This window comes from Blautia sp. MCC269 (assembly GCF_018785655.1).
In the GTDB taxonomy this organism is placed as follows: domain Bacteria; phylum Bacillota; class Clostridia; order Lachnospirales; family Lachnospiraceae; genus Blautia_A.
Genome location: NZ_WQQE01000038.1, coordinates 147,105 through 167,676 on the forward strand (window position 1 = coordinate 147,105; position 20,572 = coordinate 167,676).

Genomic DNA, 20,572 nt, shown 5'->3' on the forward strand with positions numbered 1-20,572 from the left:
TTTCTGGAAATTGCATCTCATTTCACGGTTTTTTTATAACTTATTTGTACCGTACAATTTCCGGGACATATCTTTCATAACATAGAAATACATACCCCAGAGAAGCACCGTTGCAAAAATCCATGCCACCGGACTTGCCAGACATGTGCCAATATAGCTGCTTCTTCCTGCCGCAATCGTAGCTGTGATTCCTCTTCCCGCCAGTTCTGCCACGCCGGCCATCATAGGAAGGAGACCATATCCCATTCCCTGGATTCCGTTTCTAAGTACATTAACAAAATACAGCGGAATAAAGAACAACGCCACACATTTTACATAGATTGCTACCATAGGAAGCACTTCTTCAATGTTATCCGAGATAAACAGATATGCAAAATATTTTCCAGCAAAGAACAGAAAACCTCCCACAATAATCGAGTATACAATTCCGATAAAATGAGAAGCCCGGAATCCTTCCCTCACTCTTTCAAGCTTTCCGGCTCCGATATTCTGTGCGTTATAGGTAGCGCTGGCAGTTCCCTGTGCTACAAATGCCTGGGTAAAAATCTGCTCGATCTTACTTCCTGCGGTAAATGCTGCCACTGCATAGGATCCCAACATATTTAAAGCAGACTGTACCATCATAGTTCCAATTGCTGTAATAGAATACTGAAGTCCCATGGGAATTCCAACACCAATCTGCTTGAAAGCAAGACTGCGCCGGAAATACCAGTCTTCTTTTTTCATGCGGAGTTCCGGCACAAATTTCCAGATATACAGAAGGCATAAAACTCCGGATACTCCCTGGGAAATAATGGTAGCCCAGGCTGCTCCGGGTGCTCCCAGCTTAAACACAATGATAAATACGAGATCCAGCACGATATTCAACATTGCAGATAAGATCAGAAAATACAGCGGAATTTTACTGTTTCCAAGTGCACGGAGGATGCTGGCCAGGATATTATACAATGCCTGGGCAAAAATACCTCCGCAGATGATCATAACGTAAGCATATGCATCGTTAAAAATATCATCTGGTGTATGCATGAATTTCAGAAGTGCATGCATGCCTGTCATGCTGATTGCTGTCATAACTGCGGAAATCACTGCTGTCAGAATCAGTGCGTTACCTACTGTCTGGCGCATCTCATCCATTTTTCCCGCACCATATTTCTGCGCGGTCAGTACGGTAAAGCCGGCAGTCAGTCCCAGAAGAAAACCTATGATCAGAAAGATGATGGTTCCTGTTGAGCCCACTGCCGCCAGTGCCTTTGTTCCTACAAATTTTCCTACCACCACCGCATCTACCATATTGTAGAACTGCTGAAATACATTACCAATAAATACCGGGATCGTAAATCCCAGGAGCACTTTTACCGGTTTGCCCTGTGTCATGTCTGTTTTCATGAAATATTCTTTTCCCCCAAATTACCCAAAAGTTACCTGTTTTTATGTATCAGAGGGATTATAGTTGAAATGGAATGATTTTACAAGATGATTTTGAAAAAATTTTTTATGTGTGGAAACAGAAACAAGGAAATACAAAAAATCCCCGCAGATCTGTGAAAATCTGCGGGGATTCCATAATATCTTATTTATTTCTCAACAAGAAGAGACTCTCCTGTCATTTCCTTCGGCTGCTCCATGCCCATAAGCTGGATCAGTGTCGGAACGATGTCTGCAAGGCATCCGTTCTCACGAAGTGTGTATTTCGGATCTGCGTTTACCAGGATAAACGGAACAGGGTTGGTTGTATGAGCTGTCCATGGCTCACCTGTCTCATAGTTTACAAGCTGTTCTGCGTTACCGTGGTCAGCACAGATAAAGAGCTGTCCGTCAACCTCTTTGATTGCCTCTACAGCCTTACCTACACACTCATCAACAGTCTCAACAGCCTTGATTGCAGCTGCCTCAACACCTGTGTGGCCAACCATATCCGGGTTTGCGAAGTTGATGATGATCACATCATATTTGTCAGATTTGATCGCCTCTACAAGTTTCTCGCAAACTTCCGGTGCGCTCATCTCCGGCTGCATATCGTAGGTCGGAACCTTCGGGGATTTTACAAGGATTCGATCCTCTCCCTTGTTCGGCTCCTCAACGCCACCGTTGAAGAAGAAGGTAACATGTGCATATTTCTCTGTCTCAGCGATACGTGCCTGTGTCATATCATGAGCTGCAAGGTACTCACCGAATGTATTGTGAAGAAGAACTTTGTGGAATGCTACCAGTTTATTCTGGATGGTATCGTCATACTCTGTGAAGCATACGAATGTGGTATCCAGTCTCTTAGCTCTCTCAAAGCCTTTGAAATCATCATCACAGAAAGCTCTTGTGATCTCTCTTGCACGGTCCGGGCGGAAGTTGAAGAATACAACGGAATCCTTATCGGAAATCGTTGCAACCGGTTTGCCGTCTTTCTCGATAACTGTCGGAAGTACGAACTCATCTGTCTTGTCATCGTCATAGGAAGCCTGAACTGCTGCTGCAGCGTCTGTTCCCTTTACGCCTTCGCCCTGTGTAAGTGCTTTGTATGCAAGCTCAACACGATCCCAGCGGTTATCACGGTCCATTGCATAGTAACGTCCGGAGATCACACCGATCTCACCAACGCCGATCTCTTTCATCTTGGCTTCCAGCTGCTCTACGAACTCTTTACCGGATGCAGGCGGTGTGTCACGTCCATCCAGGAAGCAGTGTACGTAAACTTTCTTGAGACCTTCTCTCTTGGCCATCTCGAGAAGTCCGTAAAGATGTGTGTTGTGGCTGTGTACACCACCGTCAGAAAGAAGTCCCATGAAATGGATTGCGGAATCGTTCTCTTTTGCGTTCTTCATAGCAGCAAGAAGCGCCTCGTTCTTGAAGAAATCTCCGTCCTGGATCTCTTTTGTGATTCTTGTAAGCTCCTGGTATACGATACGGCCTGCGCCCATATTCATATGACCAACCTCGGAGTTACCCATCTGTCCGTCCGGAAGACCTACAGCAAGACCGCTGGCATTACCTTTTACAAACGGATAATCTTTCATAAGTCCGTCCATAACCGGTGTCTTCGCCTCATATACAGCATTTCCGTCATGTCTGTCATTGAGTCCGTATCCATCAAGGATCATTAAAACTGTTGGTTTTTTACTCATAATTTTCCCCTTCTTATCTTTGATCGAAGTTCCAGCCGGCGTAAGTTTCCGGAAATCCTGAAATGTCCTGCGCCATCTGGGATTCTTTTGTTTTCCATTTTATATAGTACCAAAATCCAGGAATTTTGCAACGCTTTTTTTATTTCTCATATACACGGATCATAGAAGAAATCTTTCTTACAGAGGCACTGTTCTCCAGCTCTTCCTTAACCTTAAAGAAAGCACCCTCACTTACCAGCTTGGTAATCACAACAACCTCGGCGGTATCCGGTCTCTTGCTCTCTTTCTGCATGATCTGTGCGACACTTGCCTGATATTTTGCAAAGTGCTCCAGGATCTCTGCCAGCACACCGCAACGGTCCTCAACCTGCAGACGGAGGAAGTAACGGTTGTGGGTATCTGCCATGGCTTTTACAGGAAGTGTCTTATAGCAGGTGCAGCCCACACGGCCGCAGCAGTCTGCCTTCATGTTGCGGACTACCTCAAATACATCTCCAACAACCGCACTTGCTGTTGGAAGTTCTCCTGCTCCACGTCCGTAGAACATAGTATCACCTACAGCATCTCCATGTACAAATACTGCATTGTAGGAATCATTGACAGATGCAAGAGGATGCTCTGCAGGGATCAGCATTGGGCATACATAGGCCTCAACGCCATCCTCCTGGCAGCGGGCAACACCCAGAAGTTTGATCTCACAGCCCATTTCCTTGGCGTAACGGATATCTTTCGCTGTGATCTTGGTGATTCCCTCGATATGAACATTGTCAAGGGTAACTCTGGAATTAAAAGCAACAGAAGCAAGGATCGCTACCTTTCTTCCTGCATCAATTCCTTCTATATCTGCAGTCGGATCTGCCTCTGCATATCCAAGCTCTGTGGCAAGGGCAAGGGCATCGGAAAATTCCATTCCTTCCTGGGACATCTTGGTAAGGATAAAGTTCGTAGTTCCGTTTACGATTCCCATAACTTCCGTTACATGGTTGGCCTCGAGGCTATTCTTAAGCGGGCTGATAATCGGAATTCCTCCGGCAACAGCAGCCTCAAACAGGAAATCTTTCTGTGCAGCCTTGGCAGTTTCCAGAATCTCTTTTCCGTGAACTGCGATCAGGTCTTTATTTGCAGTTACTACATTCTTTCCGGCTTTCAGTGCTGCAAGAATGTAAGTACGGGCCGGCTCAATTCCACCGATCAGCTCGATCACAATATCAATAGAAGGATCTCCTTCGATATCTGCCCAGTCTGTTGTAAGAACAGATGGATCTTCTACTTTTTTAGATGCTTTTTCGAGGTTACGCACCAGGATCTTTGTGATCTTTACCTGACATCCAAGCTTGGCTGTCATTTCCTGCTCCTGATTTTTGATAACTTTATAGACTCCGGTTCCTACTGTTCCAAGACCAAGAAGGGCCGCATTTACGACTTTTTCGCTCATTTTCTGATGTCCCCTTTCCGTTTTTTCCAATTTTTATCAGAGTTAACTCCTATGTTATGGCAGAAAACGCTTTTTGTCAAGCTCCGGCAGCGGAAGGAGTTCCAGCCAGCTGCCAAAAATTCCGACAATCAATTCCTGTACCATAGCTTTGGAGTGAGGCTCCATTTTATCCAGCTGTCGTACCATGGCAGCCAGACTTTTCAGGCCTCCATCCTGAATCTGGGAAATCGTATCCGCGCCGGTGGCCTCAAGCACAGAAAAAAGTTCTCCTATCAGATGTGCCCTTTCCTCTTCATTCATAGTATCAATCCATTTGTGAAGACTCCGGTCTGATGCCGCCGCCCTCCTTGTCAGTGTTTCTTTCTGAATAAAAGACGGCCCCATCACCTCCCAGGTAAAAGCATCGTGCTGCAGGATGCCTTTCTGACTGCTTGCCACGATCAGCGGTTCTTTCTGATGCGTAAGAAGCATACCGATCACAGATGCCTCCGGTATAATACGGGTGACTTTGGGCAAAACCTTCTCCACTCTCTCAGGGCTGAAAAATTCCTCCGGAAATCCTGGTCCGTCGTTATCGTAAACAGAAAGAATCTTCTCCTGAAGTATTTCATTACACTGCATGGCAGCATACATAGCCAGATTACCACCTTTGGAATGTCCTCCGATACGCAACATGGATTGCAGATAGGTTCCGTGTTCTTCCAGATATTCCAGAGCTTTTCTGTGGGATGGAACAACTCCGTTGCTCAAATTAAAATCCTCTTTCCATCCCACAATCGTATCATCGGTTCCCCGGAAAGATATATAGGATGTTCCATCTCCCAGCCCGATCATCACTGCCGCAAACTGCTGTGCCTGTCTGGACAGAATTTCATTCACAAATCCTCCCACTATGCATTCCCGGAATCGTTTCGAACGGGCCATCTTTTCAAGAAGAACCGGCGTATTCTGCAAAAACGCACTTTCTGCTTTCATATCCTGTTCTTTTTTTTCTGTGGAAAATCTCTCTGAGAGATCCTTTATGCAAAGAGTATCTCCATTTTTCAACTCGGTTATCTCATCCAGATCCAGATAGGAAAAGCATGACAGTATCAGATTGTCAACTTCATTAAACGGTGACTGTTCAAAAGTAAGATCCCCTCTCCAGTCAAGATAATCCAGAATATTTCCCATAAAACCCTCCACAAATAATCACATAAGCGTCTTCCGCACAGTTACGGTCTTTCTTTCTATTATAATACATAACTGTCCGGTTTCATCCATCCCTGTTTTTCTTTATCATACCATAAATCCTGATTATTTGCCCTGTTTATCCAGTTTTTTCCTGAGATAGATAATGTAATGAAGACAGCCACAGGTAAAAGCCGGAAACAGAATTGACAGGCCTGCTGCTGACACGACATAAATTACAGCTCCTTTTCCATTCTGCGGTGCTCCGGCCACAAAACAATAGAACATGGTAGTCGAAAAATATATGGTAACCGCCAGCGAAAAAAATACCTTCAAAAATTTCCTCATTGTTTCTCCTTTCCATAGTGTCTCTATAAGGACACTGTTGTGATTCCAATTTTACATTCATAATAAGATTAATTCAAGGACGAATCGGACAGGATAAACATATGATAAAATATGACAGATTTTGGGTCACAATGAAAGAACGTGGTATTACTCAGTATGATCTTTATGAACACTATGAAATTACCCGTTCTCTTCTGGACAGGCTTAGAAAAAACAAAAACATTGAAATTTTTACAATAGACAGGTTGTGTTCCATTCTTCACTGTGATATTGAAGATATCGTAGAACATATTCCTGATCCGGATGAAATGAATAATAATCCAAAAGAAGTTTCGGAGAAAAACAATTCTTCCTCCGAAAATGAGAAAAACTCTCTCTGAGCATAAACACCGAATTTTTACTTCTGTGTATTTATGTCAGAGAGAGTTTTTTGACAAATAGATATTTCCATTATTCCATTAAAAAAAGGGGCCGAAGCCCCTTTCTTTATTTATTCTTATTTGTAGTTTACGATCTTTCCGAAATCTGGTTTCAGGGAAGCGCCGCCTACAAGACCGCCGTCGATGTCAGCCTGAGCGAATAAGTCAGGAGCTGTTGCAGCGTTTACAGATCCGCCGTACTGGATACGGATCTCTGCTGCTGTAGCATCATCATAGATCTCAGCGATGCATTTACGGATATCAGCGCAAACTTCCTGAGCCTGCTCTGTTGTAGCTGTCTTACCTGTTCCGATAGCCCAGATCGGCTCGTAAGCGATAACTGCTGTCTTAGCCTGATCAGCTGTAACACCCTGGAATCCAACCTTAACCTGCTGACGGATGAAGTCCATTGTTACGCCCTGCTCTCTCTGAGTAAGTGTCTCACCACAGCACATGATCGGTGTGATACCATGCTCGAAAGCTTTAAGCATTTTTTTGTTAACGTCTTCGTTTGTCTCACCGAAATACTCTCTTCTCTCGGAATGTCCAAGTACTACGTACTTAACGCCAGCATCTACGAGCATAGCCGGAGCGATCTCGCCTGTGTAAGCACCCTTCTCCTCGAAGTACATGTTCTCAGCGCCAACCTGGATGTTTGTTCCTTTAGCTGCCTCAACAACAGGAATGATGTCGATAGCCGGTACGCAGAATACTACGTCAACTTCATCGTTAACAACAAGCGGTTTTAAAGTCTCAACAAGCTTTACAGCCTCGCTTGGTGTCATGTTCATTTTCCAGTTTCCAGCAATAATTTTCTTTCTTGCCATTGTTTTTATCTCCTTTTCGTGTTCGCGGAACACTTTATTTTTTATCAGTCTTTATCGTTAGCTGCTGCTACGCCCGGAAGCTCTTTGCCCTCAAGGAACTCAAGAGAAGCACCGCCACCTGTGGAGATGTGTGTCATCTTGTCGCCATATCCAAGGATATTTACAGCTGCTGCGGAATCACCACCACCGATGATGGTTGTTGCATCTGTCTCAGCAAGAGCTTTGGCAACTGCTTCTGTACCATGAGCGAAGTTCGGCATCTCGAAGCATCCCATCGGTCCGTTCCATACAACAGTCTTGGCATCTTTTACAGCGTCTGCAAAAAGCTTCTCAGTCTCCGGTCCGATATCCATTCCTTCCCATCCGTCCGGAATCTCACCACGTTTTACAACCTGGATATTGCAGTCATTGGAGAAGTTATCACCGATTCTGTTATCTACAGGAAGAAGAAGCTTCACGCCCTTCTCCTCTGCTTTCTTCATCATGTCAAGAGCATACTGAAGGTAATCATCCTCGCAGAGGGATGTTCCGATATGTCCGCCCATAGCCTTGGAGAATGTATAGGACATACCACCACCGATGATCAGTGTATCTACCTTGTCAAGAAGGTTGTTGATTACAGAGATCTTGCTGGAAACCTTAGCACCGCCAAGAATTGCTACGAATGGTCTCTCCGGATTGTTTACAGCGTTTCCAAGGAAATCGATCTCTTTCTGCATCAGATATCCTACAACTGCTGTTTTTACATATTTGGTAACACCTACGTTAGAGCAGTGAGCTCTGTGAGCAGTTCCGAATGCATCATTTACAAATACATCACAGAGGGAAGCAAGATCTTTGCTGAACTTGTCTTCGTTCTTTGTCTCTTCTGCACGATAACGTGTGTTCTCAAGAAGAACTACATCGCCATCTTTCATCTCTGCTACAGCAGCTTTTGCGTTCGGTCCTACTACCTCAGGATCTGCTGCAAATTTTACTTCCTGGCCAAGAAGCTCAGAAAGACGAACTGCTACAGGTGCAAGAGAAAGCTCCGGTTTCGGCTCTCCCTTCGGTTTTCCAAGGTGGGAGCAAAGGATAACCTTTCCGCCGTCTGCGATCAGTTTCTTGATTGTAGGAAGAGCAGCTACAAGACGGTTCTCATCTGTGATCTTTCCATCCTGAAGCGGAACATTGAAGTCGCATCTTACAAGTACTTTCTGTCCTTTTACATTGATATCGTCAACACTTTTTTTGTTCAGCATCTCTATATCTCCTTAACTTTTATTTCTGCAAAAGCAGATGAATAAGGGCGAGCGGTATTGTTGTCCGCTCTGTTAACAGTCATTCCTCAGACATTTTTTTGTTTGGTCTTTTGGAAAAAAAGGGCCCGGTCCTCTTCAGACCGGACCCTTTCTGAGTCTATTCTTCTACACCCGTTCGCAGAAAATTAAGCGTTCAGAAGTTTTCCGAAGTGCTTGATTGTACGAACCATCTGGCTTGTGTAGGAGTTCTCGTTGTCATACCAGGAAACTACCTGAACCTCTGTTGTGCCATTCTCAAGTGGAAGTACCATTGTCTGAGTAGCATCGAAGAGGGAACCAAATCTCATACCAACGATATCGCTGGATACGATCTCATCCTCGTTGTATCCGAAGGACTCATTGGAAGCTGCTTTCATAGCTGCGTTGATCTGCTCTTTAGTAACGTTTCCTTCAACTACTGCTGTAAGGATTGTTGTAGAACCTGTTGGGGTAGGTACACGCTGTGCAGAACCGATAAGTTTGCCGTTAAGCTCTGGGATAACAAGTCCGATAGCTTTAGCAGCACCTGTGCTGTTCGGAACGATGTTAACTGCAGCTGCACGGGATCTTCTCAGATCGCCTTTTCTCTGCGGTCCGTCAAGTGTCATCTGATCGCCTGTGTAAGCGTGGATTGTGCACATGATACCGGATTTGATCGGTGCAAGATCGTTAAGAGCCTTAGCCATTGGTGCAAGGCAGTTTGTTGTACAGGAAGCTGCGGAGATGATCTTGTCCTCGTTTGTAAGACCCTGATGGTTTACGTTGTAAACGATTGTCTTAAGGTCGTTTCCAGCCGGAGCGGAAATAACTACGTGCTTAGCACCTGCATCGATATGAGCCTGAGCTTTGTCTTTGGATGTGTAGAAACCTGTGCACTCAAGAACTACGTCTACACCGATCTCTCCCCATGGAAGCTCTGCAGCGTTAGCCTTAGCATAGATTTTGATCTCTTTTCCGTCTACTGTGATGGAATCCTCGCCTGCTGTTACTTTATCAGCAAGAGCATATCTTCCCTGTGTAGAATCATATTTTAATAAGTGAGCAAGCATCTTAGGAGATGTAAGATCGTTGATTGCTACGATCTCAAATCCTTCTGCTCCAAACATCTGACGGAATGCAAGACGACCGATACGTCCAAAACCATTAATTGCAACTTTTACTGCCATGATAAATTCCTCCTATGAATTGAATGGTGATTTAAATCGTTCCTTTGTTAAAGAAACATCAACCTGTTTCATATTGTACCTAATTCCAAACAAAAATTCAAGAGCTATTTATAAAAAAGAACATTAAAATAAATATTAAGAAAATTTCTGAAAAATGTGCTATAATTCTCTGATAGAAAGTTCTGTCCTGCTGATTCCCAAAACGGATATCTATATTCCCGCTGGGAGTTTGACTTTCCCGGATTCATAACAGGCAGATACGATCATTGTCACAGAATATAAAGGCTTGAATATGGAGGTACAAAATGGACCAGAAAATTTTATGGGACTGCCATATGCACTCCTCTTTTTCCGCAGATTCCGATACACCGATGGAAGAAATGATCCAGACTGCCGCAGACCAGGGTCTCACGGGAATCTGTTTTACTGAACATTTTGATCCGGATTATCCCGATACTCCGGAAAATCTTGATTTTTCCCTGAACATCCCTGCATACCGCCAGAAACTTGAGAGTCTTGCGGATGCTTTTAAAGACCAGATCCAGGTTAACTTCGGGATCGAGCTTGGACTTCAGCCTCAGCTTGCAGAATCTTTTTCCGATCTTCTGAAAGAAGTTCCCTTTGATTTCGTTATTGGTTCCTCCCATGTGGTGCACGGATACGATCCTTATTATCCTTCTTATTTTGAGGGCCGTAAGGAATCCGCATGCTACATGGAATATTTTGAATCCATCCTGGAAAATATCGCTGCTTTTGACGAGATGGATGTGTACGGACATATCGACTATGTAGTACGTTATGGTCCAAATCAGAACCGTCAGTATTCTTATGGAAGATATAAGGAGATCCTGGACGAGATCCTGCGGACATTGATCCGCAAAAATGTGGGAATCGAGCTGAACACAGGCGGTTATCACTACGGGCTTGGTGAACCGAATCCATGTGTCAATATTATCCGACGTTACCGTGAGCTTGGCGGTGAGATCATCACCATCGGTGCAGATGCCCATACTCCGGATAAGATTGGCTACGCTTTTGACAAGGCGGCTGATGTTCTCCGTGAATGTGGTTTTTCCTATTATGCTGTATTTAAAAACCGCCGTCCTGTTTTTCATAAGCTGTAGCTCTGTTTCTCTCTCCGGTGAGAGAGTTTACATTTTATACCGAAAATATCATTTTATCTAAGGAGGAACTCTATATGTCAACAAAAAGACTCCAGAAAAAGAAAGCTGCCATGCAGGCAAAAAAAGAAAAGCAGCTGAAAAAAAATACCTCTGCTGCCGGCACCAGTTCCAGTGTTGCCAAATCTGTTGAAAATGCTAAAGCCGAAGTGAAAAAACTTGAAACCGTAAAGAAGGAAACGCTTAAAGTCGAAACCTCCAAAACCGAACCGATCAAAGTCGAGACTTCCAAGACCGAACCGATCAAGGTCGAGACTTCCAAAACTGAGCCGATCAAGGTTGAGACTTCCAAGACCGAACCGATCAAGGTCGAGACTTCCAAGACCGAACCGATCAAGGTCGAGACTTCCAAGACTGAGCCGATCAAGGTTGAGACTTCCAAGACCGAGCCGATCAAGGTTGAGACTTCCAAGACCGAACCGATCAAGGTCGAGACTTCCAAGACTGAGCCGGCGAAAGTTACTACTTCCAAGATTGAGCCTCTGAAAGTCGAAACTTCCAAGGAGGACACAGCTTACGATGCCCTCTACGAGAAACGTCTGAAACACTACTACAATGATCTGAAATGGCTTTACTGTGAGCTGTTCCGCGATCATCCGGAAGTTGCCGGCACATTCTCAAGCCTCACAAAAAAAATGAAAGAGATTTATCGTGAGCGCTCTCTTTCCATGAAGGAAGCTGACCAGACCTGCGCTGCTGATCCTGACTGGTTCCGTAAGACTACTTTCACCGGAATGGCTGTAAATCCTGCTGACTTCGCAGATACTCTTTCCGGGCTGTCCGATAAGCTGGACTATATCAGTGAATGCAAAGCAGACACTCTGTACCTGACAGATCTTTTCCAGGCAACCTCCAACTGCTCTCTTCGCATTATCCCGGAGATCGGAACCTCCGAAGATCTGTACACACTTGCAGCTAACTGTAGGAAAGCAGGTATCCGCCTGGCTCTTGAGATCCCGTTAAGTCTTTCTGTGGATGACCCACAGTCCGGTACGCCATGTGTGCTCCAGACTCCGGCTTATTTCAATGCAATGCTTCTTCAGATCCTGGAACTTGCAAATGAAGGTGCTTCTATATTCAGCCTTGGTGTCCTTCCGATGATGCCGGAAGAAAATCTCTGGAAGCTTCACTCTCTGCTGCGTATGACCCGAATGGTGTGTGAGATCGTATGCCCCGGAATTCTTCTACTTGGCGAAACAGACCGCCCACCTGCAGAGGCTGCTGCATTCGGCGGAACTTCCGATATGCCGGAACTTCACATTGTAAACAGCACCCAGCTGATGTCCGATCTCTGGCATACCGTTGCCACAAAGGACACTGCCCTTCTCCGCCGGGGAATCGACAGAGCTGCAGACCTTCCGCAGGCACCGGTATTCCAGAATTACCTCCGTAACCGCAACACGGTACGCTGGAATCTGGACTATGATTTCCTGAAAGGAAGCTTTATCACAGAAGGGCCTCACAGAGATTATCTGAATGAATTCCTGGCAGGTATTTTCCCTGATTCCTTTGCCCGGGGTGAAATTTATGTGAATCCGGAAACCGAGGAATCGGAGCTCTGCGGAACAACCGCATCTCTTGCAGGAATCGAGCGTTTTGATTATGAAGGAAATATGGAGGGTGTCAGCCGGGGAATCCGCTATGACGTAGCACTTCATGCATTGCTTCTTTCCCTCCCCGGAATTCCGGTACTTCGAAGCGGTGACGAGGTCGGACAGCTGAATGACTACACCTATAAAGCCGACATTTCCAAAGCAGCTGATCCCCGCTGGCTCCACAACGGACGTTTCAACTGGGCACTTGCCCGGAACAGAGCCGATGCCGAAACGATCCAGGGACGCATTTTCAACAGCCTTGAGCAGCTGGAATCCATCCGTGCCAGCCATCCGGTATTTGCACCTGAAGTTTCTGCACATACACTGGAAACCTGGGAAAAAGCTCTCCTTGCCCTGGTAAGAGAAACTTCTGAAGAAAAGCTGATCTGCATCTACAACTTCAGCGACCAGGATAAGGTAGCCTGGATCAACGAACAGGACGGTACCTACACAGATCTTCTCACAGGAGTTCAGAGAGACGCACAGGCTGTAGAGATTCCGGCCTTCGGATTTATCTGGCTTATGCACACGAAATAATAGCTTTGTCAGGCGAATATCCACAATCTGCATTCTCTACACAGCTCTGCACCGGATAACTGGATAACTGCTTCACAGTTTATTTGCAAAAAAGGACACTGCCATTTTCAACGGGCAGTGTCCTTTTTTATTTCTCATATTATTATTTTCTCAGCTTATCAATAAATGCAGCAAATTTCCCCTGTTCCCCACTATCCAGCGAACGGCTGTAAATATTTCTGAGCCAGGCCGTGATCACATCGATCAGGATCGGAGAAAATGTCATCAGAAGGAACACCAGAATGATCATTCCGAATTCCAGCGATCCCAGTGTCAGAAGATTCTGCAGAACCACCGCCGCACCGAAAAAGATCACCTGCATACTGTAAATGATCACCTTTCGATACTTATTCAGAGGTGCGTAAACTGTCTTAAGTGCCGCCATATAATTCCATCCTGTTACAAGCACACAGGCTGTATTCAGCATAGCATTGGAATGGTATACATTCTGGCATACCAGCATCACACTGAACACACAGCCCGTGATGGTCACAGCAGCCGGAAATGCATTCATAAATACATGACGCAAAAATGTATGGTCGATCTTCTCATAATTATTCTCCTGTGCCAGAAGGAATGTAGGAATACCAACAGCGCAGGCACTGATCAGAGACATCTGGATCGGCTCAAAGGGATAGGAATCCCCGAAGAAGATCGTGATCAGTGACAGCAGCACGGAAAAAATCGTTTTGATCAGAAACATAGATGCCGCAGTACGGATATTATTTACAACCCGGCGTCCCTGATTCACAATTTCCGGCATTGCTGCAAAATTAGAATCCAGCAATACCACATTGGCAATATTCTTGGCAGCATCACTGCCCTCAGCCATGGCAATACTGCAGTCCGCCTCTTTAAGCGCCAGAACATCATTGACACCATCACCGGTCATGGCAACCGTATGCTTCTGAGCCTGTAAAGACTTCACCATTGCCTGCTTCTGCTGAGGTGTTACACGTCCGAACACACTATATTCTGCAACTGCCTCGTCCATCTGTTCCTGGGTTGTGATCGTTGTCGCATCGATATAATGCTCTGCATTTTTAAGGCCTGCACGTCTGGCAATTGCAGAAACCGTCACCGGATCATCACCGGAGATCACTTTCAGATCAACACCCTGACTTTCAAAATATGCCAGTGTATCCGGTGCCTCTGCACGGATCACATCGGTAATAAGCAAAAGTCCGACAGGTTCCAGTCCCTCCGGAAGCTCCGCTCCCTCACTCACATTTACACTATGGGCAAGAACCAGCACACGAAGACCTTCCTCTGCAAATCTGCCACAATACTCCATCAACTCCGGGTTCCCTTCCGGAAAAAGAAACTGCACTGCCCCCATCAGATAAGTACCTGTATCTGTAAATGCAGCTCCGCTGTACTTCCTGTCAGAAGAAAACGGGATCACATGATCCAGCTCCATATCCTGAGATACTTTAAATCTTGCCCTGAGTGCATCGGCAGTGGCATTCTGATCCTTCAGCACAGAAAGCAGATTTCCCATGATATGCTCGATCTCCCGGATCTTCTCCGGATCTTCCTGACTATGTTTCTCCGGGTCAGCTTCTGACTTTTCCTGTAATACGAGATTCGCGCTTCCATCCTCCTTTGCGATCGCATCTGTTGCTGAAACTGCAGAAGTCACAGAACTCTCAGTTCCATTGCTGTCACCTTCGCCGGATTCAGGATCTTTCCCGGATATTTTCTCTGAAATCTCATCATACACCGGCGGATAGCTCTCCACCGCCTCCACACACATGGTACCCTCTGTGATAGTTCCTGTCTTATCCAGGCAGAGCGTATCCACGCGTGCAAGAGTTTCTATACAGTACAGCTCCTGCACCAGCGTCTTCTTCTGGGCCAGCTTCAGCGCACCCAGAGTCAGTGCCACACTGGTAAGAAGGACCAGTCCCTCCGGGATCATTCCCAGGACCGCTGCAACCATATTGACAACAGAATCCCGGATATTGTCTCCCACAAAATAATACTGTTTATAAAAAAGCATCGCACCCATTGGTACGATAATGATACTGATCACCTTCAGGATGGCATTCAGGGAATTTCTAAGCTCTGAATTATGGCGTTTGAATTCCTTGGCCTCGCTGGTGATCCTTGACGCATAGTTGTCGCTTCCTACATGGATGATCTGACAGCAGGCCTGTCCCGCCGTCACAAAGCTTCCGGAAAAAAGCTCATCTCCCGGATTCTTCGGAAGATTGTCCGCCTCACCGGTAAGCAGAGATTCATTGACCTCCAGGTTTCCTTCCAGGATCTTCGCATCTGCCGGGACCTGTTCTCCGGCCTTCAGAAAGATCAGGTCATCGACAACCAGCTTCTCTGTAGAAATTTTCCATTTTTTTCCTTCACGCAGAACAACCGTCTTGGATTCTGTCAGGATGGCCAGCTTGTCGATCGTCTTCTTGGCACGGACCTCCTGAATGATCCCGATCACGGTATTAATAAAAATGATTCCTACAAACATGGAGTTTTTGTAGGAACCAACCAGCAGTACGAGAACCAGCAGCACCAGGTTCAGAAAATTGAAGAATGTCAGTGTATTCTCCATAATGATCTGTTTATATGTCCTGGTGTTGGGGTTTTCGTTATTATTTACCTGGCCCTGCGCAATTCTTTCCTGAACTTCTTCGTTCGTAAGTCCTGTCATGCTTCTTACTTACCTGTCCTTTCAATGGCTTACGGTTTCTGTTCGATTGAAGCTTGCTCATGCCTCGGTTATGATCGTAAATATAAGGAATTAATATTCCTCTTCTGTGTCCTCTTCACCTTCGTGGATATCAGACTTCGGTTTGGAAAGACCTTCGATCTTAATGTGATGTTTCTCTGCATAATCCCAGAGAGCCGCATGAATTGCTTCCTCAGCAAGCAGGGAACAGTGAATCTTTACTGGCGGAAGTCCGTCCAGAGCCTCCATAACGGCTTTGTTTGTTACTTCCATAGCTTCCTCAATGGTTTTACCCATTACAAGCTCTGTTGCCATGCTGCTTGTTGCAACTGCCGCACCGCATCCAAATGTTTTGAATTTGCAGTCTTTGATAATATGAGTTTCGTCATCAATGTCAAGGAATATTCTCATAATATCGCCGCATTTTGCATTTCCTACAGTACCCACGCCGCTTGCGTTCTCAATCTCACCTACATTACGTGGATGCTGAAAATGATCCATTACTTTTTCACTATACATTATTTTTTCCTCCTGGCAAGTGTTTTTATTATTTTTTCTGCTTTTTAATAAAATCTTCATATAATGGAGACATACTTCTTAAGTTTGCAGTAATATCTTTCAGTTTATCTACTACAAAATCAACGTCCTCCATTGTTGTCTCCTCGCTTAATGTCATACGGAGTGATCCGTGTGCGATCTCATGAGGAAGGCCGATAGCCAGCAGAACATGTGACGGATCCAGAGAACCGGATGTACATGCAGAACCGCTGGATGCACAGATTCCGAAGTTGTCAAGCATCAGAAGAAGGGACTCACCCTCGATGAACTGAATGCTTACGTTTACGTTGTTCGGAAGACGTTTTACCTTATCTCCGTTAAGACGTACGTACGGGATCTCTGTGAGAATTCTGTTAATCATATGATCTCTAATCTCGATCTCTTTTGCAGTACGCTCTTTCATGGATTTGTTTGCACGCTCTGCTGCAAGACCGTATCCTACGATACCAGGAACGTTCTCTGTACCTGCACGACGTTTTCTCTCCTGTGCTCCGCCGTGTACGAAGGAACGGATCTTAACACCTTTACGGATATAGAGGAAACCGATTCCTTTCGGTCCGTTGATCTTATGTCCGCTGGAGCTGAGCATATCAATGTTAAACTCATCTACATTGATCGGGATCTGTCCGAATGCCTGAACAGCGTCTGTATGGAACAGGATTCCATGCTCATGTGCGATCTGTCCGATCTCTTTCAGCGGCTCAAGAGTACCGATCTCATTGTTTGCAGCCATAACAGAAATCAGGATGGTCTCCGGTGTGATGGCTTTCTGAAGTTCATCCAGGTCAATGAAACCGTTCTCATCCACATCCAGATATGTGACCTTCGCACCGCGCTCTTTTTCAAGGTATTCGCAGGTATGAAGGATTGCATGATGCTCGATCTTTGTTGTGATGATATGGTTACCTTTATTCTTGTATGCCTCAAAAGTTGCTTTCAGAGCCCAGTTGTCAGACTCGGAACCGCCCGCTGTGAAATAGATCTCCTCTTTCTTGGCTCCGATCACGTCTGCGATCTGCTGTCTTCCTTTTGCGATGGCAGCTTTACTGTTTGCCGCAAAATCATAAACGGTTGAAGCATTTCCGTAAAACTCTGTAAAATATGGCAGCATTGCCTCCACAACTTCCGGTGCGGTCTTTGTGGTAGCCGCATTGTCCAGATATATCATTTTTCCCATTTTCTTTTCCTCCTGTTCAGGATAATTATTTTTCGTGTATTCTCCGGCTCTCTTCGATCAGTTCACTGAGCATCAGTGTATCCACCGCATCTGTGATACTGTCGTTGATCCTCTTCCACACTAATTTAGCTACGCAGAGATCAGAACCCTGGCAGCCTCCGTCACCTTCTGTTCCCGGACATGACGCAGCCTCCAAGCCACCTTCCAGGACACGAAGGATATCTCCCACTGAAATTTCTTCTGCCGGTCTTCCAAGAAAGTATCCTCCGGCAGCACCGCGGACACTCTTCACAAGGCCCGCTTTCTTCAAAAGCGCCATCAGCTGTTCCAGATAGCTGACTGATATATTCTGACGGCCCGCAATACTCTGAAGCGAGACCGCTTCTTTTTCACTGTAAAGACCAAGGTCTATCAGAGCCTTAAGTCCGTATTTTGCTCTTGTTGACAGTTTCATCCGCTCACCTCTTTTTCAATTCCCAGTGTTTTCCTCGGATTTCATGTTTACTCTATCAGAAACCTATGGTTCTGTCAAGACTAACTTCTTCATATACTGACAAAAAAGGCTCCAGGTTATCCATGTCAAAAAAAGTATTTCTCAAAGAGACCATGATTCTTGCCTGCACGGGACTTGTCAGCCGTATTGCAGGTTTCTTTTATAGGATATTCCTCTCCCATGCCATTGGTGCGGAAGGTCTCGGATTGTACCAGCTGGTTCTTCCTCTCCAGGGACTTATGGCCGCTTTATCCTATGCAGGAATCCAGTCTGCACTTTCCCGGCTGATTGCAGCCAGGCTTGCTCTTCAGGAAAAAAAGGAGGCACGTTTTTCTCTGGTTACAGGAATCCTTGCAGCTGTCTTTTTTTCTGCTGTAATCGGTTTTCTGCTTTTTCAGTATGCCGATTTTTTTGCTTCCATAATCCTGAAAGCGCCCGGGACTTCCGGCCTTCTCCGCCTGAGTGCTGTCAGTATTCCACTCTGCGCCGTCCATTCCTGCATTGACAGCTATTATTATGCCCGGAAAAAAGCTTCCGTACCCGCAGTCGTACAGCTTACGGAGCAGGCTGTCCGGATCGGCGCCACTTATATCCTGTATCTGATCTTCCTCTCTGAAAACCGCCCGGTCACTGCACTGATCGCAGCCTGCGGTTCCCTTGCAGGAGAAGCTGCCGCTTCTCTGATATCACTCCTTATGGTTTCTTTTCATTTTGGAAATCATCCTGTAAAAGAAAAAACTTCCGTTAAAATTTTTCCGCTGATAAAAGATCTTTTTACCCTGTCTTTCCCCATATCCCTGAACCGCATCCTCCTGACACTTCTCGGAAGCATAGAAGCGGTTCTGATTCCACAGATGCTGATTCGCTGTGGAATGACTTCTTCAGAGGCACTGAAAATTTACGGGATCTTTACGGGAATGGCCCTTCCCCTGCTCCTGTTTCCTTCCACCATTACAACTTCCGCAGCTGTAATGCTGATGCCCTCTGTCGCAAGAATGGATGCCCTTGGAGATCAGAAACAAATCCGCTATGTCACAGACCAGACTTTTTTTCTCTGCATGTTTCTGGGATTTTTGTGTGGAAGCGGATTCTTTCTCTTTGGACCATTCCTTGGAACACTGCTTTTTCACAGCAAAACTGCCGGAACTTACATACGGTATCTTTCTTTCATCTGTCCTTTTCTTTATACCAACACCATGCTCGCCAGCATCCTTCAGGGGCTTGGAAGGCCGGGGCGCTGCCTGATCCACAGCGCTGCCGGCATTCTCATCCGTATTTTTTCTGTTGTTTTTATGATTCCGGCAATTGGGATTCGAGGCTATTTTTACGGCATTTTTCTGGGTGAACTGCTCCTTTCCCTTCTACACGTGAAAGCGCTAAAATTTCCCTATCGACAAGCGGGCGATAATCGTTTATAATTAATAACCGAAATGTTATAATTATGGAGGAATAAAGTACTATGAGTTTTGAATTCATAAAAAAACTGCCAACTCCTGAGGAAATCCGCAATCAGTATCCCATCGATGCTGAACTTCAGGCTCTCAAGGAGAAACGCGATGCTGAGATTCGCGACGTTTTCACCGGAAAATCTGATAAATTCCTCGCTATCATCGGACCATGTTCTGCAGATAACGAAGATGCTGTATGCGATTATCTTTTAAGACTTCGCAAAGTACAGGAAAAGATCGAGGATAAAGTCCTCATTATCCCGCGTGTTTACACAAACAAACCACGTACAACCGGAGAAGGATACAAAGGAATGGTCCATCAGCCGGATCCTGAGAAGAAACCGAACCTTCTTGCCGGACTGATTGCAATCCGTAAGATGCACATGCGTGCCATCCGCGAAAGTGGTTTTACCTGTGCAGATGAGATGCTTTACCCGGAGAACTACCGTTATCTTTCTGATCTTCTTTCCTACGTTGCTGTAGGTGCACGTTCTGTTGAAGATCAGCAGCACAGACTGACAGTCAGCGGCATGGACGTTCCGGCTGGTATGAAGAATCCTACCAGTGGCGACTACAGCGTTATGCTGAACTCCATCGTTGCAGCACAGGGCGCTCACCGCTTCATTTACAGAAGCTGGGAAGTTGAGACCACCGGTAACCCGCTCTCCCACGCAATCCTTCGTGGTGCGGTAAACAAACACGGAGAAGCTATCCCGAACTACCATTATGAGGATCTTCGTCTTCTCTATGACAAATACCACGCAAAGAACCTTGCCAACCCGGCAGTAATCGTGGATACCAACCACTCCAACTCCAACAAGCACTACGAGCAGCAGGTTCGTATCGCAAGCGAGGTTCTTCACAGCCGTCAGGTAGATCCTGAGCTTCACACTATGGTAAAAGGTCTCATGATCGAGAGCTATATTGAGCCAGGCAATCAGAAGATCGGTGTAGATCACATCTACGGAAAATCCATCACAGATGCATGCCTTGGATGGGATGAGTCTGAGAAACTGCTTTATACGATTGCTGAGAACTGCTAAGATCCGTCCGATCTGCAGTTTTAACAAATCAAGGGGTCCCTACGGGATTGCAAATATTCC

The 20,572-nt window shown here is 45.6% G+C and carries 17 protein-coding genes; 5 read left to right on the top strand and 12 right to left on the bottom strand.

Features of this window, described 5'->3' with window-relative positions; all coding sequences use genetic code 11:
- Positions 1-33: 33 nt before the first annotated feature.
- The 5 genes from GPK88_RS12120 to GPK88_RS12140 form a co-directional block, all read right to left on the bottom strand.
- Positions 34-1,386: an MATE family efflux transporter gene (locus tag GPK88_RS12120; RefSeq protein ID WP_148447418.1), complete on the bottom strand. Its 1,353-nt coding sequence runs from the start codon at positions 1,384-1,386 to the stop codon at positions 34-36.
- Between the two features lie 188 nt (positions 1,387-1,574).
- Positions 1,575-3,116: a 2,3-bisphosphoglycerate-independent phosphoglycerate mutase gene (gene gpmI, locus GPK88_RS12125; protein WP_148447420.1), complete on the bottom strand. Its 1,542-nt coding sequence runs from the start codon at positions 3,114-3,116 to the stop codon at positions 1,575-1,577.
- 139 nt (positions 3,117-3,255) lie between these two features.
- Positions 3,256-4,551: a homoserine dehydrogenase gene (locus GPK88_RS12130; protein ID WP_148447422.1), complete on the bottom strand. Its 1,296-nt coding sequence runs from the start codon at positions 4,549-4,551 to the stop codon at positions 3,256-3,258.
- Positions 4,552-4,605: 54 nt separating this feature from the next.
- Positions 4,606-5,724, bottom strand: coding sequence for an Mbeg1-like protein (locus tag GPK88_RS12135; protein ID WP_148447424.1), 1,119 nt, complete (start codon positions 5,722-5,724; stop codon positions 4,606-4,608).
- Positions 5,725-5,847: 123 nt separating this feature from the next.
- Positions 5,848-6,069 carry a hypothetical protein gene (locus GPK88_RS12140; RefSeq protein WP_177290991.1) on the bottom strand — a complete coding sequence of 74 codons (222 nt, stop codon included), beginning with the start codon at positions 6,067-6,069 and terminating at the stop codon, positions 5,848-5,850.
- Between the two features lie 131 nt (positions 6,070-6,200).
- Between GPK88_RS12140 and GPK88_RS12145 the strand changes: the two genes are divergently transcribed.
- The gene (locus GPK88_RS12145; RefSeq protein WP_330626689.1) at positions 6,201-6,449 is read left to right on the top strand and encodes a helix-turn-helix domain-containing protein; all 249 of its coding nucleotides are present in this window, start codon (positions 6,201-6,203) and stop codon (positions 6,447-6,449) included.
- Between the two features lie 116 nt (positions 6,450-6,565).
- Here GPK88_RS12145 and tpiA read toward each other — a convergent pair whose 3' ends face one another.
- The 3 genes from tpiA to gap form a co-directional block, all read right to left on the bottom strand.
- Positions 6,566-7,315 (bottom strand): triose-phosphate isomerase, encoded by a 750-nt coding sequence (tpiA, locus tag GPK88_RS12150; RefSeq protein ID WP_015527001.1) that lies wholly within the window; start codon positions 7,313-7,315, stop codon positions 6,566-6,568.
- Positions 7,316-7,359: 44 nt separating this feature from the next.
- Positions 7,360-8,556 (bottom strand): phosphoglycerate kinase, encoded by a 1,197-nt coding sequence (locus GPK88_RS12155; protein ID WP_215707848.1) that lies wholly within the window; start codon positions 8,554-8,556, stop codon positions 7,360-7,362.
- 185 nt (positions 8,557-8,741) lie between these two features.
- Positions 8,742-9,761 carry a type I glyceraldehyde-3-phosphate dehydrogenase gene (gene gap / locus GPK88_RS12160; RefSeq protein ID WP_021652276.1) on the bottom strand — a complete coding sequence of 340 codons (1,020 nt, stop codon included), beginning with the start codon at positions 9,759-9,761 and terminating at the stop codon, positions 8,742-8,744.
- Positions 9,762-10,066: 305 nt separating this feature from the next.
- On the opposite strand from gap, the gene GPK88_RS12165 reads away from it, so the two are divergent.
- Positions 10,067-10,885, top strand: coding sequence for a histidinol-phosphatase HisJ family protein (locus tag GPK88_RS12165; RefSeq protein WP_022426901.1), 819 nt, complete (start codon positions 10,067-10,069; stop codon positions 10,883-10,885).
- 74 nt (positions 10,886-10,959) lie between these two features.
- Entirely contained in the window at positions 10,960-13,074 is a 2,115-nt protein-coding gene (locus GPK88_RS12170; RefSeq protein ID WP_215707849.1) for an alpha-amylase family glycosyl hydrolase, read from the top strand.
- Positions 13,075-13,216: 142 nt separating this feature from the next.
- Here the strand turns inward: GPK88_RS12170 and GPK88_RS12175 are convergent, their stop codons facing one another.
- From GPK88_RS12175 to GPK88_RS12190, 4 genes are all read right to left on the bottom strand, one after another.
- The gene (locus GPK88_RS12175; RefSeq protein WP_215707850.1) at positions 13,217-15,775 is read right to left on the bottom strand and encodes an HAD-IC family P-type ATPase; all 2,559 of its coding nucleotides are present in this window, start codon (positions 15,773-15,775) and stop codon (positions 13,217-13,219) included.
- 90 nt (positions 15,776-15,865) lie between these two features.
- Positions 15,866-16,312 carry a Fe-S cluster assembly scaffold protein NifU gene (nifU, locus tag GPK88_RS12180; RefSeq protein WP_015526995.1) on the bottom strand — a complete coding sequence of 149 codons (447 nt, stop codon included), beginning with the start codon at positions 16,310-16,312 and terminating at the stop codon, positions 15,866-15,868.
- 28 nt (positions 16,313-16,340) lie between these two features.
- Entirely contained in the window at positions 16,341-17,528 is a 1,188-nt protein-coding gene (nifS, locus tag GPK88_RS12185) for a cysteine desulfurase NifS (RefSeq protein ID WP_148447435.1), read from the bottom strand.
- Between the two features lie 25 nt (positions 17,529-17,553).
- A complete protein-coding gene (locus GPK88_RS12190; RefSeq protein ID WP_119239594.1) occupies positions 17,554-17,982 on the bottom strand; it encodes an RrF2 family transcriptional regulator in 429 nt (142 codons plus the stop codon).
- A gap of 122 nt (positions 17,983-18,104) precedes the next feature.
- Here GPK88_RS12190 and GPK88_RS12195 point away from each other — a divergent pair, with 122 nt between their 5' ends.
- Positions 18,105-19,439, top strand: a complete 1,335-nt coding sequence (locus GPK88_RS12195) for a polysaccharide biosynthesis protein (RefSeq protein WP_215707851.1) — start codon at positions 18,105-18,107, stop codon at positions 19,437-19,439.
- Between the two features lie 41 nt (positions 19,440-19,480).
- On the top strand, positions 19,481-20,512 hold the full coding sequence (locus GPK88_RS12200; protein ID WP_118062126.1) for a 3-deoxy-7-phosphoheptulonate synthase: 1,032 nt from the start codon (positions 19,481-19,483) through the stop codon (positions 20,510-20,512).
- The last annotated feature ends 60 nt before the right edge of the window (positions 20,513-20,572 follow it).

Excerpts from the sequence above, each read along its gene's own strand:
- GPK88_RS12120 (WP_148447418.1), bottom strand. The coding sequence starts at position 1,386 with ATGAAAACAGACATGACACAGGGCAAACCGGTAAAAGTGCTCCTGGGA.
- GPK88_RS12200 (WP_118062126.1), top strand. The coding sequence starts at position 19,481 with ATGAGTTTTGAATTCATAAAAAAACTGCCAACTCCTGAGGAAATCCGC.
- GPK88_RS12190 (WP_119239594.1), bottom strand. The coding sequence starts at position 17,982 with ATGAAACTGTCAACAAGAGCAAAATACGGACTTAAGGCTCTGATAGAC.
- GPK88_RS12175 (WP_215707850.1), bottom strand. The coding sequence starts at position 15,775 with ATGACAGGACTTACGAACGAAGAAGTTCAGGAAAGAATTGCGCAGGGC.
- GPK88_RS12195 (WP_215707851.1), top strand. The coding sequence starts at position 18,105 with ATGTCAAAAAAAGTATTTCTCAAAGAGACCATGATTCTTGCCTGCACG.
- gpmI (WP_148447420.1), bottom strand. The coding sequence starts at position 3,116 with ATGAGTAAAAAACCAACAGTTTTAATGATCCTTGATGGATACGGACTC.
- GPK88_RS12170 (WP_215707849.1), top strand. The coding sequence starts at position 10,960 with ATGTCAACAAAAAGACTCCAGAAAAAGAAAGCTGCCATGCAGGCAAAA.
- GPK88_RS12165 (WP_022426901.1), top strand. The coding sequence starts at position 10,067 with ATGGACCAGAAAATTTTATGGGACTGCCATATGCACTCCTCTTTTTCC.
- tpiA (WP_015527001.1), bottom strand. The coding sequence starts at position 7,315 with ATGGCAAGAAAGAAAATTATTGCTGGAAACTGGAAAATGAACATGACA.
- nifU (WP_015526995.1), bottom strand. The coding sequence starts at position 16,312 with ATGTATAGTGAAAAAGTAATGGATCATTTTCAGCATCCACGTAATGTA.
- gap (WP_021652276.1), bottom strand. The coding sequence starts at position 9,761 with ATGGCAGTAAAAGTTGCAATTAATGGTTTTGGACGTATCGGTCGTCTT.
- GPK88_RS12140 (WP_177290991.1), bottom strand. The coding sequence starts at position 6,069 with ATGAGGAAATTTTTGAAGGTATTTTTTTCGCTGGCGGTTACCATATAT.
- GPK88_RS12145 (WP_330626689.1), top strand. The coding sequence starts at position 6,201 with ATGAAAGAACGTGGTATTACTCAGTATGATCTTTATGAACACTATGAA.
- GPK88_RS12130 (WP_148447422.1), bottom strand. The coding sequence starts at position 4,551 with ATGAGCGAAAAAGTCGTAAATGCGGCCCTTCTTGGTCTTGGAACAGTA.
- GPK88_RS12155 (WP_215707848.1), bottom strand. The coding sequence starts at position 8,556 with ATGCTGAACAAAAAAAGTGTTGACGATATCAATGTAAAAGGACAGAAA.
- GPK88_RS12135 (WP_148447424.1), bottom strand. The coding sequence starts at position 5,724 with ATGGGAAATATTCTGGATTATCTTGACTGGAGAGGGGATCTTACTTTT.
- nifS (WP_148447435.1), bottom strand. The coding sequence starts at position 17,528 with ATGGGAAAAATGATATATCTGGACAATGCGGCTACCACAAAGACCGCA.